The organism is Bradyrhizobium sp. CCBAU 51753, assembly GCF_015291565.1.
Taxonomy (GTDB): Bacteria; Pseudomonadota; Alphaproteobacteria; order Rhizobiales; family Xanthobacteraceae; genus Bradyrhizobium; species Bradyrhizobium ivorense.
The window spans coordinates 3,752,170-3,768,216 of record NZ_CP030037.1; the positions used below are offsets into that span (position 1 = coordinate 3,752,170).

Below are 16,047 nucleotides of genomic sequence, written 5' to 3' on the forward strand. Positions count from 1 at the left end.
CCTCTGCAATTTTTTGCAAGGCGTGAAGAAATTTGCAAGCGGACTTTTCCGGACATGGCTGCACCTTCCGACCGGCTGCCGGTGATCGACGGCGAAGCATCGCTCGCGACGCGCGCGGCGTGGCTGTATTTCGCGGCCGGGTTGACCCAGTCGGAAGTCGCCGACCGGCTCAACATCCAGAGCACCAAGGCGCACCGCCTGATCGCGCGCGCCAGCCGCGAGGGCATGATCCGCGTGTTCGTCGAAGGCCCGGTCGCCGAATGCGTCGCGCTGGAGAACGAGCTGGCGCAGCGCTTCGGCCTGTCGTTCTGCCGCGTCGCGCCCGACCTCGGCGAGGGCGAGCTGCCGCTGAAGGCGCTGGCGCTGGAGGGCGCGAGCTTCCTGCGCCAGATCCTCGAGCGCGGCGACGACACGGTGATCGGCGTCGGCCACGGCCGCACGCTCGCCGCGGTGGTCGAGCAGCTGCCGCAGACGCCGGCGCGCGACGTGCAGTTCGTCTCGCTGCTCGGCGGGCTGACGCGGAAATTCGCCGCCAATCCGTTCGACGTGATCCACCGCCTGTCGGAGCGAACCGGCGCGGAAGCCTATTTGCTGCCGGTGCCGGTGTTCGCCAATTCGGTCGCCGATCGCGCCGTGCTGATGCAGCAATACGGCATCGCCGACGTGTTCGCGCTGGCCCGCAAAGCCTCGCTGCTGTTCGTCGGCATCGGCCAGGTCAGCCGCGACGGCTTTCTGGTGTCGAGCGGCATGATCCGGCCCGACGAGGTCGTCGAGCTGAAGCGGGTCGGCGCCTGCGCCGATCTGCTCGGGCATTTCTTCAGCGCCGACGGAACCGTGCTGGACACCGACCTCTCGGCCCGCGCCACCTCGATGAGCGCACAGGATCTGCGCAAGCACCGCATCGTCGCCATCGCCGGCGGACCGGCCAAGGTCACCGCGCTGCGCGGCGTGCTGCGCAGCGGCATCCTGCACGGCCTGATCATCGACGAGGTGACCGCAAAGGCACTCGCTACCTCAAAGCCGGAGACCACATCCGGCAAATCAAGAAGCAAGACCCGGAAGGACACATAAAGAGCGTCAACAAGGAGAGGAAATACATGTTCGATCGCGAGAAGAATCTGTTCGACTCCTACGCCGCCAAACGCATCAGCCGCCGCGATCTCCTCGACGGCGCCGCCAGGCTCGGCATCGCGGGCATTGCCGCGAACGCCGCCTTTGCCTCGTCGATGTCGAGGGCGATGGCCGCGGACTTCAACTGGAAGGCCCAGAGCGGCAAGACGGTCAAGCTGCTCTTGAACAAGCATCCCTATGTCGACGCCATGATCGGCGACATCGAGGCGTTCAAGACGCTGACCGGGATGAACGTCAGCTACGACATCTTCCCGGAGGACGTCTATTTCGACAAGGTGACGGCGGCGCTGTCGTCGAAGTCGGACCAGTACGACGCCTTCATGACCGGCGCCTACATGACCTGGACCTACGGTCCGGCGGGCTGGATCGAGGACCTCAACACCTACATCAAGGATCCCGCCAAGACCAACCCGGCCTTTGCCTGGGACGACGTGCTGCCGGGCCTGCGCGCCTCGACCGCCTGGGACGGCGTCGCCGGCTCCGAGCTCGGCTCGGGCAAGGCCAAGCAGTGGTGCATTCCCTGGGGCTATGAGCTCAACAACATCACCTACAACCGCAACGTCTTCGACAAGGTCGGCGTCAAGCCGCCGAAGAATCTCGACGAGATGCTCGAGGTCGCGGCCAAGATCACCAAGGACGCCGGCGGCCCCTACGGCGTCGGCGTGCGCGGTTCGCGCTCCTGGGCGACCATCCATCCCGGCTTCCTGTCGGCCTATTCCAACTTCGGCCAGAAGGACTTTGTGATGGAGGGCGGCAAGCTGAAGGCCGCGATGAACACCAAGGCGTCGAAGGATTTCCACGAGAAGTGGGTCAAGATGATCCAGACCTCGGGCCCGAAGAACTGGTCGACCTATACCTGGTACCAGGTCGGCACCGATCTCGGCGCCGGCGCCTCCGGCATGATCTTCGACGCCGACATCCTCGGCTACTTCATGAACGGCGGTGAGAACAAGGAGCGGGGGCATCTCGGCTACGCGCCGTTCGCGGCCAACCCGGCAGCCAAGGCGCCGACGCCGAACGTCTGGATCTGGTCGCTCGCGCTGTCGAGCTTCTCCAAGCAGAAGGACGCGGCGTGGCTGTTCATGCAGTGGGCGGCTTCGGTCGAGCACGATCTGTTCGGCGCCCGCAAGATGGACTTCGTCAACCCGGTGCGCGCGTCGGTGTGGAAGGACAGCGAGTTCCGCGACCGCATCGCAAAGTCCTATCCCGGCTATCTCGAACAGCACGACATGTCGTCGCCCGGCGCCAAGATCTACTTCACGGCGCAGCCGCTGTTCTTCGACCTCACGACCGAGTGGGCCGCTTCGCTGCAGAAGATGGTGGCCAAGGAGGTCAGCGTCGACGAGGGCCTCGACAAGCTCGCCGACAGCATCAACCGCCAGCTCAAGCAGGCCGGCCTCGGCTGAGCCGGGCGAACTCGCGTGGTGCCCCCTGATCCTCCTCCGCACCACGCTCATCCGCCGGCTCGGATTCCCTAGCCCCAGTCCGAGCCGGCGGCATTTGCCAGCCGAACGCGATCTCTTATCATCATGAGCATGGTCCAACTTCTTCAGACGAACGCGCCGGCGACCCCGGCCAAGCCAAGGCCGCGCATCCGCCTGCTGCCCTATCTGCTGAGCCTGCCGGCGCTGCTCGTCTGCGTGGCGATCCTGGTGCCGTTCGTGACCGCGGCGATCTATTCGCTGCAGCGCTACCGGCTCAACCTGCCTTATCTGCGCGGCTTCATCGGCGCCGGCAACTACATCGATTTCCTGTCCGACCCGGCGTTCTGGAACACGTTCCGGATCTCGATCACCTATACCGCGCTGACCGTCGTGCTCGAACTGCTGCTCGGGCTCGGCATCGCGCTGCTGCTGCGCCGGCCGACCCGCTTTCACAACGCGGTCTCGATCGCGCTGCTGCTGCCGCTGATGACGGCGCCGGCGATCGCGGCGCTGATGTGGAAGCTGATGACCAATCCGAGCTTCGGCATCCTGTCCTATCTGGTCAGCCTGTTCGGCGTCACCGACTTCAAATGGGCCTCCGACCCGTCGACCGCGCTGTTCACGGTGGTGCTGGTCGATGTCTGGGTCTACACGCCGTTCATCATGATCCTGCTGCTCGCCGGCCTGCGCTCGCTGCCACGGCAGCCGTTCGAGGCGGCGGCGCTCGACGGGGTCCCGGCGAGCTTCGTGTTCTTCCGCATCACGCTGCCGATGCTGGCGCCCTACATCATCACGGCCTCGCTGTTCCGCCTGCTCGATTCGATCCAGCAGTTCGACATCATCTACGCGATGACGCAGGGCGGGCCGGGTGACCGGCTGATGGTGTTCCAGGTCCAGGCCTATCTGGAGTTCTTCCAGTACACCAATGTCGGCAGGTCGGCGGCGCTGTTGATGATCCTCTGGCTGATCACCAACATCCTGTCGAACATCTTCATCAAGAACTGGCTCCGCTTGCGCGCCCGTGCGCACGGCCACGCCTGACGGGAGAGGACCGCGATGGAACATTCCAGCCTTGCCGGCCGCATCTTCCGGGGCGCAGCGCTCACGCTGATCCTGCTCTTCTTCATGTTTCCGATCGTCTGGATCTTCCTGATGTCGTTCCAGACCAACGAGCAGATCTTAAGGATCCCGCCGCGCATCCTGTTCGAGCCGACACTTGCGAATTACGAGGCGCTGATCTCCGGCCAGCTGCGCACCGCGGCCGGCAATCTGCAGATCTCCTTCATGCGCAATCTGTTCAACAGCGTCGTGCTGTCGAGTGCGGCGGTGTTGCTGGCGCTGCTGCTCGGCGTGCCGGCGGCCTATGCCTTCGCCCGCTTCAAGTTCAAGCTTGGCGAAACCATCGCGTTCACGCTGCTGTCGTTCCGCTTCGCGCCGCCGCTGCTCGTGCTGCTGCCGCTGTCGCTCTACTACCAGGAGCTCGGCCTCAACGACACCTACTTCGGCATCGTCTGGGTCTATCAGTTGATCGCGCTGCCGCTGATCCTGTGGATCGTGCGCGGCTATTTCGAGGACATCAGCCCCGACATCGAGCACGCCTACCGGCTGGCCGGACATTCCTGGCGCGAGGCCTTCACCCGCATCGCGGTGCCGCTGGCGGGGCCGGGCATCGCCGCGGCGGGGCTGTTGTCGTTCATCTTTTGCTGGAACAACTTCGTGTTCGCCCTGATTCTGGCGTCGGCCGACAAGCAGCCGGTGACGGTGGGCGCGCTCGCCTTCGTCACGGCGTCCGGTATCCAGTATGGCCAGATCGCGGCGGCGATCGTGTTGTCGGTGACGCCGACCTTGCTGCTCGCGCTCTATGCGCAACGCTATCTGGTCGAGGGTCTCTCGCTCGGCGCGGTGAAGGGCTGATCCAATGGCGCGTCTCGAGATCAAATCGGTGAGCAAGACATTCGGCGGGGCGCGGCCCGCCGACGGATTGTCGCTGGCGGTCGAGCCCGGCGAGATCGTCGCCGTGTTCGGGCCGTCGGGCAGCGGCAAGACCGTGCTGCTGCGGATGATCGCGGGCATGTTCGACCCCGACGACGGCGACATCCTGGTCGGCGGCCGTTCGGTCATCGGTGCCCCGCCGGAGCGGCGCGGCATCGGCATGGCGTTCCAGAATTTTGCCCTGTTCCCGCACATGACTGCCCGCGACAACATCGCGAGCGGCCTGCGCGCCAAGGGCGGCGGCGATGTTGCGGGCCGCGTCGCCGCGATCAGCAGGCTGCTCAAGATCGAGCACGTGCTCGGCCACGCCCCGCGCGAACTGTCGAACGGACAGAAGCAGCGCACTGCGCTGGCGCGCGCGCTGGTCGGCAATCCTGACGTGTTGCTGCTCGACGATCCGCTGCGCAACGTCGACGCCAAGCTACGCTACGAGATGCGGCTCGAACTGCCGAACCTGCTGCGCCGCGGCGCTGCGGCCGTGCTTTATGTGACGCAGGACTATCGCGAGGCGATGGCGATTGCGGACCGCATTGCCGTGCTGATCGACGGCCGGCTCGCCCAGGTCGCGACGCCTGCGGATATTTATGCGCAGCCGGCGTCGGTCGCGGTCGCCCGGCTGTTCGGGGATCCCACCATCAACCTGGCCGAGGTCACGCCGGTTGCCGAGCATGGCGCGCTCTCGGCCGTGATCGCGGGCGCCAGAACCCGGCTCGGAGCGGGCGATGGCGCGGCACCGGGTCCGTGCTGGCTCGGCGTTCGGCCGGAAGACCTCGCGATTTCGTCCGTCTCCGGCGAGGACGCCATCCCGGCGCGCATTCTCGCCATCACGCCGATGCACGAGAAGGCGGTGCTGCTGCTCCGCCTGGCCGACGGAACGGAGTGGCTGGCGGCACTGCCGCCGGATGCGCCGCTCGGCGCGGCCGACGATGCGGTGTTCGTCCGCTTCGCGCCGGAGGCCGCGATGCTGTTCGACCGCGCGACCGGCCTGCGGATCGGGCCGTCGCATCGGCTCAAGGCAGCGTAGGGGACCGATGACCATGGACATGCTTGAGCTTCGAGGCATCGACAAAGTCTATCGCAGCCGCGGCAAGCCGCCGGTGCATGCGGTGCGGGCGCTCGACATGATGGTCGAGAAGGGCGAGATCGTCGCGCTGCTGGGATCGTCGGGCTGCGGCAAGACCTCGACGCTGCGGATGATCGCGGGATTCGAGGACGTCTCGGCCGGATCGATCGCGCTGGGCGGTCGGCGCATCCACGAATTGCCGCCGGCGCGCCGCAAGGTCGCGATGGCTTTCGAGGGCTACTCGCTCTATCCGCCGCTCACGGTTCGCGAGAACATTGCGTTCGCGCTGAAATCCGCGCAGCTGCCGCGCGGCGAGGTCACGCGCCGCGTCGACGCGATCGCACGCCTGGTCGAGATCGAGGACATCCTCGACAGCTACCCGCGCGCGATCTCCGGCGGCCAGCAGCAGCGCGTGTCGCTGGCGCGGGCGCTGGTGCGCGATGCCGATCTTTATCTGCTCGATGAGCCGATGGGGCAGCTCGAGCCGCAATTGCGCGCGGTGCTGCGCGGCCGGATCAAGAGCTTGCTCGCCGAGCGCGGCATGACGGCGATCTTCGTCACCCACGACCAGACCGAGGCCAGTGCGCTCGCCGACCGCATCGCGGTGATGGAAGGCGGCGTGCTGCAGCAGTTCGCCAGCGAGAAGGAGTTGAAGAGCCGACCCGCGAACCTGTTCGTCGCGAGCTTCATCGGCGAGCCGCCGATGAACCTGCTCGACGCCGAGGTGACACGATCGGACGGCGGCTTCCGCCTGTCGGTTGGGTCAGACATGAGTTGTGCGATCGGCGGCGCCGGGCTTGACCGCGCGGCGGAGCAGGTGCTTAGCGCAACGCCGCAAGTGCGGATCGGGATCCGGCCGCAGAAGATCACCGTCGGGACCGGCGATGTCAGCGTCAAGGTCATCTCCAACCAGTGGCTCGGCGATCAGTCGCATATCGCCGGCGACTGCGGAGGACGCATGCTGATCGCGGTGACGCCGGGCCGCGTCGCGGCACGGCCGGGCGAAATCGTGCCGTTCGCGCTGGAGCCGCGTCACCTGCATATCTTCGGGGCCGACGGCGTCTGTATCCGCCATGCGGAGGTGTCCTGACGATGGCTGCCGCCCGTGACGTCATCATCGGCATTGATGCCGGCACATCGCTGATCAAGGCGGTGGCGTTCACGTTGGCTGGCCGGCAGTTGGCCGATGTCTCGCTGCCGAATGCCTACAGCACCTTGCCGGGCGGTCATGCCGAGCAGGACATGGCCCGGACCTGGCGCGATACCGTCGCGGTCATTCGCAGCCTCGCGAACGCTGTGCCTGAATTGTCCGCGCGCCTTGCGGCGATCGCGGTGACCGGGCAGGGCGACGGCACCTGGTTGATCGATGATGACGGCCGGCCGGTGGCGCCGGCGTTGCTGTGGCTGGATTCGCGCGCCGGCCGTCTGGTCGAGGAGGTCCGCGCCGGCGACCGCAACGCGGCGCTCTACCGCCGCACCGGCTCCGGGCTCAATGCCTGCCAGCAGGGGCCGCAGCTGGCCTGGCTGCAGGCGCACGTGCCGGACACGATCGCGCGTGCAAGCACCGCGTTCCATTGCAAGGACTGGCTCTATTTCCTGCTGACCGGCGAGCGCGCCACCGACCCGTCGGAAGCGACCTTCTCCAGCGGCAATTTCCGCGAGCGGAGCTTCGATGCCGAGACCGCGCGGCTGATCGGCATCGCCGACCTGATGCGCTTGTTCCCGCAAGTGGTCGACGGCGCGGTGGCGACGCATCCGCTGACGGCGGCGGCCGCGCTGGAGACCGGACTGCCCGAGGGCGTGCCGGTCTGTCTCGGCTATGTCGACGTGATCTGCACCGCGCTTGGTGCCGGCCTCTACGACCCGGCGCCGGACGTCGGCTGCAGCATCATCGGGTCGACCGGCATGCATATGCGGCTGGTCCGCAGCGCCGATGAAGTGACGCTCAATGCCGAGGCGACCGGCTACACGATGCCGTTTCCGGTCGCGGGCCATTACGCCCAGATGCAGTCCAACATGGCGGCGACGCTGAACATCGACTGGCTACTCGATCTCGCGCTCGATGTGCTGGCGACCGAGGGCGTCACGCGCTCGCGAGCCGATTTGATCCGCCGGCTCGACGACCAGGTGCTGCAGGCGAGACCCGGCGAGGTGCTATTCCACCCGTTCATTTCCGACGCCGGCGAGCGCGGCCCGTTCGTCTCGCACGAGGCCTGCGCCCAGTTTCTCGGCCTGCGCTCGCGCCACCGCTATGGCGATCTGATGCGCGGGGTGATGGAAGGGCTCGCCTTTGCCGCGCGCGATTGCTACGCCGCGATGGGCGCATTGCCGCGCGACGTGCGCATCACCGGCGGCGCCGCGCGCAGCCACGCGCTCGGCGCCATCCTCGGTGCCGCGCTGAACTGCGATGTCCGGCTCTGCAGCCGCGGCGAGGCGGGCGCGGCGGGAGCCGCGATGATCGCGGCGGTGGCGACCGGCGTCTATCCGGACATGACCGCATGCGCGGAGCACTGGGTCGCGCCGCATCTCAGCGTGCCGCAACGGCCCGATGCGGCGCTGGCGGAACGCTACGAGCGCATGTTCCCGACCTATCTCGATGCAAGGCTGGCGTCGCGGCCGGTCTGGAAGCAACTCGCCGCGTTGCGCGCCGGAGGCGATCATGTCTAAGTCCATCGCCATCGTCGGCGACCGTTTCATGCTGCCGTCGGTGTTCGCCGACCACATCACCGAGGCCTGCGGCAACGGCGTCGACATTCGAGTGCTCGAGCAACCCTGGCCTGACGAGCCGATGGAGCACGGCTACGCCGGCAGCAAGCTCGACGGCCTCAAGGAATTCATGGGACAGCCGGACGAGATCGCGGCCTTCATCGGCGACGCCGAGCTGCTGGTCACCCACCTCGCGCCGATCTCGCGGTCGATGCTGGAGCGGCTGCCGAGGCTGAAATTCATCGCGGTGTCGCGCGGCGGCCCCGTCAACATCGACATGCAGGCGGCGCGCGATCATAACGTGCTGGTGGTCAACACGCCGGGCCGCAACGCCAGCGCGGTGGCGGAGTTCACCATCGGCGCCATCCTCGCCGAGACCCGCCTGATCCGCAGCGGCCACGAGGCATTGCGCGCGGGCGAGTGGCGCGGCGATCTCTATCGCGCCGACCGCACCGGTCGCGAGCTCGGCGAAATGACGGTCGGGATCGTCGGCTACGGCGCGATCGGCAGCCGCGTGGTGAAGCTGCTCAAGGCGTTCGGCTGCAGGATTCTGGTCGCCGATCCCTACGTTCAGATCAGCACCCAGGACCGCAATGACGGGGTCGAGCATGTCGCGCTTGGCGAACTTCTCTCCCGGGCCGACGTCGTCACGCTGCATGCGCGGGTCACGCCGGAGACCACCCGCTTCATCGGACGCGAGGAGCTGGCGCGGATCAAGCGAGGGGCCTTCCTGATCAACACCGCACGGGGCCCGCTGGTCGATTACGAGGCGCTGCACGATGCGCTGGTGAGCGGTCACCTCGGCGGCGCCATGCTCGATACGTTTGCGGTCGAGCCGGTGCCGCCCGACTGGCCGCTGCTACAGCTACCCAACGTCACGCTGACGCCGCACATCGCCGGTGCCTCCGTGCGCACCGTCACCGTGGCCGCCGAGCAGGCGGCCGAAGAGGTTCGCCGTTTCCTGGCCGGCGAGCCGCCACTCAATCCGTGCTGAAGAGGAAAGGCAGGCCGTATGACCCGAGAGGAACGACAATTGCGCGAGGCGATCATTGCCAAGTGCCGATGGATGAACGCGTCGGGTCTCAACCAGGGGACATCAGGCAACATCTCCGCCCGCTACAAGGACCGGATGCTGATCACGCCGTCTGCGACGCCCTATGACTCAATGAAGCCGGAGATGATCGCGTCGATGCCGCTGGAGCGCGACTATGGCGAGTGGGAAGGGCCGCTGCAGCCGTCGACCGAATGGCGTTTCCATCTCGACATCACGCGGGCCCGGCCCGATGTCGGCGCCATCGTCCACACCCACTCGACCTACGCGACCGTGCTGGCGATCGCGCGCAAGCCGATCCCGGCCTGCCACTACATGATGGCGGCGTTCGGCGGTACCGATATCCGCTGCGCCGGCTATGCGCGCTTCGGCACCAAGGAATTGTCCGACCATGCCATCGCCGCGCTCGAAGGCCGCAACGGCTGCCTGCTGGCCAATCACGGCATGATCGCGCTCGGCGCCAACCTCGACAAGGCGATGTGGCTCGCCGTCGAGCTCGAGACCATCGCGCGCCAGTATTACCTGTCGCTCGCGCTCGAGTCGCGTGTCATCCTGACCGACGACGAGATCGCCGACACCGCGAAGGGGTTCTCGACCTACGGCCTGCAGGCGCCGAAGCCGAAGGCCCGCGCGACCGCAAAGGCGGCGCCGCGCCGCGCCGAGAAGCGGCGCAGCAGCAGGCGATGACGGGTCCTGCGCCGGCCGCAGGCGGTGATCACGGGCTGGTCGATATCGCAGTCATCGGTGGCGGCATCAATGGGGCCGGCATCGCCCGCGATGCCGCCGGCCGCGGGCTGAAGGTTCTGCTGTGCGAGAAGGACGACTTTGCCGAGGGCACCTCGTCGCGCTCGGGCAAGCTGATCCATGGCGGCCTGCGCTATCTCGAATATTACGAGTTTCGCCTGGTGCGCGAGGCGCTGATCGAGCGCGAGGTTCTGCTGGCGTCCGCGCCGCATATCATCTGGCCGATGCGCTTTGTGCTGCCGCACTCGCCGGAGCAGCGGCCGGCCTGGCTGGTCCGCACCGGCCTGCTGCTCTACGACCATCTCGGCGGCCGCAAGCAACTGCCGGCAAGCCGCGGCCTGGATCTGGCACGCGCGCCGGAGGGCGCGCCGCTGCATCCGAAATTTCGGCGCGGCTTCGAATATTCGGACTGCTGGGTCGATGATGCCAGGCTCGTGATCCTCAACCTGATCGATGCCGCGCAACGCGGCGCCCGCATCTTGCCGCGGACCCGGGCGGTGCGCGCGCGCCGTGAGGACGGTGTGTGGTTGCTCGAGTTGCAGGGCGAAGACGGCCGGACGCAGATGGTGCGGGCGCGCGCTCTGGTCAATGCCGCGGGACCCTGGGTTCAGGACGTCGTGCAGGGCGTGGCCGGACAAAACTCCGCCCAGAGCGTGCGGCTGGTCAAGGGCAGCCACATCGTGGTGCCGAAATTCTGGACCGGGCCGCAGGCCTATCTGCTGCAGAACAGCGATCGGCGCGTCATCTTCGTCAATCCCTATGAGGATGATCTCGCGCTGATCGGCACCACAGACATTCCCTATGATGGCCGGGCCGAGGACGTCACGATCGACGAGGACGAGATCACCTATCTGCTGAAGGTGTTGCGCCGCTATTTTCGAACGCCGCCGCAGGCGAACGAGATCATTCATGCGTTCTCCGGCGTGCGGCCGCTCTACGACGACAATGCCGACAATCCCTCCGCGGTGACCCGCGACTATGTGTTCGAAGTGCACGGCGCGCACGACACGCCGCCGCTGCTCTCGATCTTCGGCGGCAAGATCACGACCTATCGCCGCCTGGCGGAGCAGGCCTTGCAGCGTCTCGCGCCGTGGTTTCCAGGAATGTCTTCGGCCTGGACCGCAAGGCGTCCACTGCCGGGTGGCGATGTCGGCGGCACGTTCGGTGATTTTGTCGGCGGACTGACGCGCGACTATCCCGCGCTTCCGCTCAAGCTGATCCAGCATTATGCGCGCCTCTACGGTACGCGTGCGCGCCAGCTGCTGGGGCCGGCCGGCGCCTCCGTCGATCTCGGACGTCATTTCGGCGGCGCCTTCTATGAGCGCGAAGCGGTCTATCTCCGCGAGACCGAGTGGGCGAGGCGACCCGCCGATTTTCTCGAGCGCCGCACCAAGCATGGTCTGCACCTCGCGCCGGCGGAGCGGGCGGCGTTCGAAAACTATGTCTGAGAACAGACGGCGCCGGATGGCTGCTTGAAGAGTCATTTGCAACTCAAGCGCGCGCATTCCATGCGAGCTGTGCTCGTTTCCGCGCAATACACGCGTTAATCTAAAGACAGTCTCGGTTACTCTCGGGAAACCGCCGCAGCCATCGTCTTGCCACCGTCGGCGCTGCTCTGCCGTCCATTTCGTCACCAATGCCCATCGTTCGGTCCTTGTCTGACGGCAGGCGGCGTGCAATTCTCCGCGGCCGGCAATCCTGTCGAGAGCCAGAACAACAACAATCGCTCTCGTCCCTCCAGCTCTGTCGAGGGCTTGATCATGTCGAACCTTAACCAAACGACGTCCGCGCCATGGCGGATCGGGGTGCTGTTCTCGCGAACCGGCTTCATGTCGGTCATCGAGGAGACCCAATATCAGGGGACGCAACTCGCGATCGAGGAGGTCAATGAAGCCGGCGGGGTCTGCGGGCGTGAGCTGGTTCCCGTCGCCTACGATCCGGGTTCGGACTCATCGGCCTATGGCCACTACGCCAAGCGGCTGATGATCGAGGATCAGGTCAACACCATTTTCGGCTGCTACACTTCGTCGAGCCGCAAGGCGGTGCTGCCGGTGGTCGAACGGCTGAACGGCCTGCTCTGGTATCCGACGCTGTACGAGGGTTTCGAGGCGTCGCCGAACGTGATCTACACCGGCGCCTCGCCGAACCAGAACAGCCTCGCGCTGTGCCGCTATTTGATGGATATGTTCGGGACGCGGTTCTACTTCGTCGGGTCGGATTACATCTATCCGCGTGAATCCAATCGCGTGATGCGCGAATTGCTCAAGGCCAATGGCGGCTCGGTGGTCGGCGAGCGTTATGTCAATGTCTACGCGCGCTGGCAGGACTTTTTGCCGATCATCCAGGACATCAAGCGTGTCCGGCCCGACGTGATCTTCTCCACCGTGGTCGGGGAGGGCACCGTCTTCCTCTACCAGGCCTACGCCAATGTCGGGCTCGATCCGAAGCAGATGCCGATCGCGAGCCTGACCACGACGGAGGCCGAAATCGCGGCGATGGGATTCGACGTCGGCGAGGGGCACATCACGGCGGCGTCCTACTTCCAGGGTGTCGAGGGCAGCGCCAACCAGGCGTTCGTGCAGCGCTTCAAGAAGCGGTTCGGCGACAGCGTCTCCACCAACATGTGCGCCGAGGCCTCGTATTTTCAGCTGCGGCTGTTTGCCAAAGCGCTCGAGCAGGTCAACACGCTCGACACCGAAGTGCTGCGCTCGATGGTGTTCGGCTCGAGCTTCGAGGCGCCGCAGGGCGCGGTCACCGTCAACCCGATGTCGGGCCATACCGACTTGTGGACCCGCATCGGCCGTGCCAACCATCATGGCCAGTTCGACGTCGTCCGCCAGTCGAAGGAGCCGGTGCATGCGGATCCGTTCCTGATCGGATATGGTCGCGCAACGCAAACAGGAAGCATCCAATGAACGAGATGTCGCGCAAGCCGTCCGCCAGCCGGGAGATGTCCGGTCGGAAGACCATGGTGCAGGAGCTTGCCGACCTGTCGGCCGTGGTGGTCGCGCCGGTGGATGATCAGATCGGCATGTTGCTGCGCGAGCTGCAGCGCTTCCGGATGCGGGTGCGTCAGGTCTGGCCGATGCCGGAAAGCGTGCCGGCCGATGCCGACGTGGTCTATTGCGAATATTCGCCGGATCTGGCGCGGCGCTTGCCGTGGATCCCGGGCGATGCGCGTTCGGCGCTGGTCGTCATCCTGCCGGCGACGGAGGCCATTCACGCCGACGCGCTGTGTCATGCGACGCCGAACGCAATCCTGCCGCGGCCGTTCACGCCGAATGCGGTGCTGTCGAGCCTCGTGCTGGCGCGCAGCCAATATGGCTATGAGCGGCGGCTGCGCAGCAAGATCGAGAAGCTCGACGACAATCTGCGCTCGATGCGCACGGTGGAACGCGCCAAGGCGATCCTGATGGCGACGCGGCAGATGCCGGAGACCGAGGCGTACGGCTTCATCCGGCGGCAGGCGATGGATCGCCGCGTGTCGGCGAGCGCGGTCGCCGCGGCGATTGTTGACTCGTTCGAACTGCTTGGCTACGATCATCAACAGTAAGCCCCAATAGCGGGGCCGGCGGCGACAGCGCCGCCATCGACACAACCGGCAACAAAGCCCTCCCAATGCTCGCGTAAGCGCGCATCGGGAGGGCTTTTTGTTTTTTCAGTCCTGAAGGGAGCCAGGGATGAGCATTACGAGGCGGAGGTTACTAAGAAATACGGCGGCGTTTGGTGCGTTGGCGGGCGCGGGCTTTCCGCACATCTGGATCAAGAATGCCGATCTTGCTTACGCCGCCGGCGGCGAGATCAAGGTCGGCGTGCTGTTCTCGCTGACCGGAACGACCGCGATCATCGAGGAATCGCTCAACAAGGCGACGCTGCTGGCGATCGAGGAAATCAACGCCGCGGGCGGCATCAAGGGCAGCAAGATCGTGCCGATCGTGGAGGATCCCGCCTCCGATCCGGCCACCTTCTCTGAAAAGGCGCGCAAGCTCGTGGTCGGCGACAAATGCGTCAGCGTGTTCGGCTCCTACACTTCGGCGAGCCGCAAGGCGGTGCTGCCGGTGTTCGAGCGGCAGAACAATCTCTATTGGTATCCGACGCTCTACGAGGGCCGCGAGTGCTCGAAGAACGTGATCTACACCGGCGCGGTGCCGAACCAGCAGCAGGACGAGTTCGTGCCCTGGCTGATCAAGAAGTTCGGCAAGAAGTTCTATTTGATCGGCTCCAACTACATCTATCCGAAGGAAGAGAACAACTACTGCAAGAAGCTGCTGGAGAAGTACGGCGGCGAGGTCGTCGCCGAAGAGTATGTGCCGCTCGGCCACTCCGAATTCTCTTCGGTCATCAACAAGATGCGTTCGACCCAGCCGAACGTGATCTTCTCCACCGTGGTCGGTGACTCCGTGGTCGCGCTGCATCGGCAATACCGCGCCGCCGGTCTCGATCCGGAGAAGATGCCGATGGCGAGCCTGACCACCTCGGAGAACGAGGTTGCGGCGATGGGCGGCGAGGCCGCCGCCGGCCACTTCACCTCGGCGCCGTACTTCATGGTGCACAAATCGCCGGAGAACCAGAAGTTCGTCGAGGCCTACAAGAAGCGCTGGGGCGCCGACAAGGTGACGCACTTCGTGTCGGAGGCCTGCTACTTCCAGACCTATCTGTTCAAGCAGGCGGTCGAGAAGCTCGCGACCAGCGACCTCACGCCGCCGAACATCCGCGACGCCGTGAAGGGACAGGAAACCATCGCGCCGCAGGGCAAGGTCCGGCTCGAGGCCGAGAATCTCCACACCTGGCTGTGGCCGAAGATCGCCCAGGCCAAATCGAACGGCCAGTTCGAAATCCTCGTCGAGGCCAAGGAGTGGCTGAAGCCGGTACCGTACGCGGCCTATCCCGGGCAGTCCTGCACCGAGAAGGGCCTGGTCGAGAAGAGCTGACGACGGGGGCAACTACGGCCGTCGGCGTGCGGCGCCGGCGGCCGGCATCTGGCGACACTGACTGCCTTGCTCCTTGCGGCACCTGCAAGGGCGAGTTCGGCGAAACTTACTCTGAAGAACGGATTCCGGCGTGGATCAATTCATCGAACAGATCATCACCGGCCTCAGCATCGGATCGATCCTGCTGCTGGTGGCGCTGGGGCTCTCGATCATCTACGGCTCGATGGGCATCATCAATCTCGCCCATGGCGAGTTCGTGATGCTCGGCGCTTACGCGGCCTGGGTGTTCCACACCTATCTCGGGCTCGGCCTGCTCGCGAGCCTGGTGCCGATCTTTCTCGTGGTCGCGGCGTTCGGCTGGGTGATCGAGCGCTTCGTGCTGAGCCTGCTCAACAACCGGCCGCTCGACACGATCCTCGCGACCTGGGGCGTGGGCATCATGCTGCAACAGGCGGTGCGGCTGATGGTCGGCAGCGAGCTGCGCTACGTGCAACTGCCGCCGGCGCTGTCCGGCAGCATGGAGGTGTTCGGCCTGTCGGTGTCGTCCTATCGGGTGTTCCTGTTCCTGGTGTCGATCGCGCTGTTCGGCGCGACTTGGCTGCTGATGAACCGCACCACCGTCGGCATGAAGCTGCGCGCCATCATCCAGGATCGCTCGGTCGCCGCCTCGTTCGGCGTCAACGCCAAGCGGGTCTATGCGCTGACCTTTGCCTACGGCGCCGGGCTCGCCGGTCTCGCCGGCGCGCTGGTGTCGCCGCTCAAGAGCGTGTCGCCGGACATGGGCACCGGCTATGTGGTCGACGCCTTCATGGTGGTCGTGCTCGGCGGCGTGCAGAGCCTCGCCGGCACGGTGGCGAGCGCATTCATCCTCGGCGAGCTCTCCGGCGGCATCGCCTTCCTGCAGAACGACACGGTGGCGAAGGCGCTGGTGCTGCTCGCCATCATCGTGCTGATCCGCTTCCGCCCCGAGGGACTCTTTACCGCGCGCGTGCGTGCCTGAGATCG

14 protein-coding genes are annotated in these 16,047 nt (G+C 66.0%); all 14 read left to right on the plus strand.

What is annotated here, in order from left to right; genetic code table 11:
* The first annotated feature begins 54 nt into the window (after nucleotides 1–54).
* The 14 genes from XH93_RS16560 (at nucleotide 55) to urtB (ending at nucleotide 16,042) form a co-directional block, all read left to right on the plus strand.
* Entirely contained in the window at nucleotides 55–1,071 is a 1,017-nt protein-coding gene (locus XH93_RS16560) for a sugar-binding transcriptional regulator (protein ID WP_194474345.1), read from the plus strand.
* A gap of 26 nt (nucleotides 1,072–1,097) precedes the next feature.
* Nucleotides 1,098–2,537 (plus strand): extracellular solute-binding protein, encoded by a 1,440-nt coding sequence (locus XH93_RS16565; RefSeq protein WP_194474346.1) that lies wholly within the window; start codon nucleotides 1,098–1,100, stop codon nucleotides 2,535–2,537.
* A gap of 129 nt (nucleotides 2,538–2,666) precedes the next feature.
* Nucleotides 2,667–3,596, plus strand: coding sequence for a carbohydrate ABC transporter permease (locus tag XH93_RS16570; RefSeq protein ID WP_194474347.1), 930 nt, complete (start codon nucleotides 2,667–2,669; stop codon nucleotides 3,594–3,596).
* A 15-nt stretch (nucleotides 3,597–3,611) separates the two neighbouring features.
* Entirely contained in the window at nucleotides 3,612–4,469 is an 858-nt protein-coding gene (locus XH93_RS16575) for a carbohydrate ABC transporter permease (RefSeq protein WP_139482544.1), read from the plus strand.
* Between the two features lie 4 nt (nucleotides 4,470–4,473).
* On the plus strand, nucleotides 4,474–5,571 hold the full coding sequence (locus tag XH93_RS16580; RefSeq protein ID WP_194474348.1) for an ABC transporter ATP-binding protein: 1,098 nt from the start codon (nucleotides 4,474–4,476) through the stop codon (nucleotides 5,569–5,571).
* 13 nt (nucleotides 5,572–5,584) lie between these two features.
* Nucleotides 5,585–6,700 (plus strand): ABC transporter ATP-binding protein, encoded by a 1,116-nt coding sequence (locus tag XH93_RS16585; protein WP_371815066.1) that lies wholly within the window; start codon nucleotides 5,585–5,587, stop codon nucleotides 6,698–6,700.
* Nucleotides 6,701–6,702: 2 nt separating this feature from the next.
* Nucleotides 6,703–8,277, plus strand: coding sequence for an FGGY-family carbohydrate kinase (locus XH93_RS16590; RefSeq protein ID WP_194474350.1), 1,575 nt, complete (start codon nucleotides 6,703–6,705; stop codon nucleotides 8,275–8,277).
* A complete protein-coding gene (locus tag XH93_RS16595) occupies nucleotides 8,270–9,310 on the plus strand; it encodes a 2-hydroxyacid dehydrogenase (protein ID WP_194474351.1) in 1,041 nt (346 codons plus the stop codon). The genes XH93_RS16590 and XH93_RS16595 overlap by 8 nt, the downstream gene beginning before the upstream one ends.
* A gap of 18 nt (nucleotides 9,311–9,328) precedes the next feature.
* Entirely contained in the window at nucleotides 9,329–10,054 is a 726-nt protein-coding gene (locus XH93_RS16600) for a class II aldolase/adducin family protein (RefSeq protein ID WP_194474352.1), read from the plus strand.
* Nucleotides 10,051–11,559 carry a glycerol-3-phosphate dehydrogenase gene (locus tag XH93_RS16605; protein ID WP_194474353.1) on the plus strand — a complete coding sequence of 503 codons (1,509 nt, stop codon included), beginning with the start codon at nucleotides 10,051–10,053 and terminating at the stop codon, nucleotides 11,557–11,559. Before XH93_RS16600 ends, XH93_RS16605 begins: the two co-directional genes overlap by 4 nt.
* Before the next feature lie 312 nt (nucleotides 11,560–11,871).
* A complete protein-coding gene (locus tag XH93_RS16610) occupies nucleotides 11,872–13,026 on the plus strand; it encodes a transporter substrate-binding domain-containing protein (protein ID WP_210340491.1) in 1,155 nt (384 codons plus the stop codon).
* Nucleotides 13,023–13,664 carry an ANTAR domain-containing response regulator gene (locus XH93_RS16615; protein ID WP_194474354.1) on the plus strand — a complete coding sequence of 214 codons (642 nt, stop codon included), beginning with the start codon at nucleotides 13,023–13,025 and terminating at the stop codon, nucleotides 13,662–13,664. Before XH93_RS16610 ends, XH93_RS16615 begins: the two co-directional genes overlap by 4 nt.
* 127 nt (nucleotides 13,665–13,791) lie before the next feature.
* Nucleotides 13,792–15,042 carry a transporter substrate-binding domain-containing protein gene (locus XH93_RS16620; RefSeq protein ID WP_194474355.1) on the plus strand — a complete coding sequence of 417 codons (1,251 nt, stop codon included), beginning with the start codon at nucleotides 13,792–13,794 and terminating at the stop codon, nucleotides 15,040–15,042.
* 130 nt (nucleotides 15,043–15,172) lie between these two features.
* Nucleotides 15,173–16,042, plus strand: coding sequence for an urea ABC transporter permease subunit UrtB (urtB, locus tag XH93_RS16625; RefSeq protein ID WP_139482552.1), 870 nt, complete (start codon nucleotides 15,173–15,175; stop codon nucleotides 16,040–16,042).
* Nucleotides 16,043–16,047: the final 5 nt, after the last annotated feature.

Coding starts and splice junctions, on each gene's coding strand:
- XH93_RS16565 (WP_194474346.1), top strand. CDS start 1,098: ATGTTCGATCGCGAGAAGAATCTGTTCGACTCCTACGCCGCCAAACGC.
- XH93_RS16600 (WP_194474352.1), top strand. CDS start 9,329: ATGACCCGAGAGGAACGACAATTGCGCGAGGCGATCATTGCCAAGTGC.
- XH93_RS16595 (WP_194474351.1), top strand. CDS start 8,270: ATGTCTAAGTCCATCGCCATCGTCGGCGACCGTTTCATGCTGCCGTCG.
- XH93_RS16590 (WP_194474350.1), top strand. CDS start 6,703: ATGGCTGCCGCCCGTGACGTCATCATCGGCATTGATGCCGGCACATCG.
- XH93_RS16570 (WP_194474347.1), top strand. CDS start 2,667: ATGGTCCAACTTCTTCAGACGAACGCGCCGGCGACCCCGGCCAAGCCA.
- XH93_RS16620 (WP_194474355.1), top strand. CDS start 13,792: ATGAGCATTACGAGGCGGAGGTTACTAAGAAATACGGCGGCGTTTGGT.
- XH93_RS16610 (WP_210340491.1), top strand. CDS start 11,872: ATGTCGAACCTTAACCAAACGACGTCCGCGCCATGGCGGATCGGGGTG.
- XH93_RS16605 (WP_194474353.1), top strand. CDS start 10,051: ATGACGGGTCCTGCGCCGGCCGCAGGCGGTGATCACGGGCTGGTCGAT.
- XH93_RS16580 (WP_194474348.1), top strand. CDS start 4,474: ATGGCGCGTCTCGAGATCAAATCGGTGAGCAAGACATTCGGCGGGGCG.
- XH93_RS16560 (WP_194474345.1), top strand. CDS start 55: ATGGCTGCACCTTCCGACCGGCTGCCGGTGATCGACGGCGAAGCATCG.
- XH93_RS16575 (WP_139482544.1), top strand. CDS start 3,612: ATGGAACATTCCAGCCTTGCCGGCCGCATCTTCCGGGGCGCAGCGCTC.
- XH93_RS16585 (WP_371815066.1), top strand. CDS start 5,585: ATGGACATGCTTGAGCTTCGAGGCATCGACAAAGTCTATCGCAGCCGC.
- XH93_RS16615 (WP_194474354.1), top strand. CDS start 13,023: ATGAACGAGATGTCGCGCAAGCCGTCCGCCAGCCGGGAGATGTCCGGT.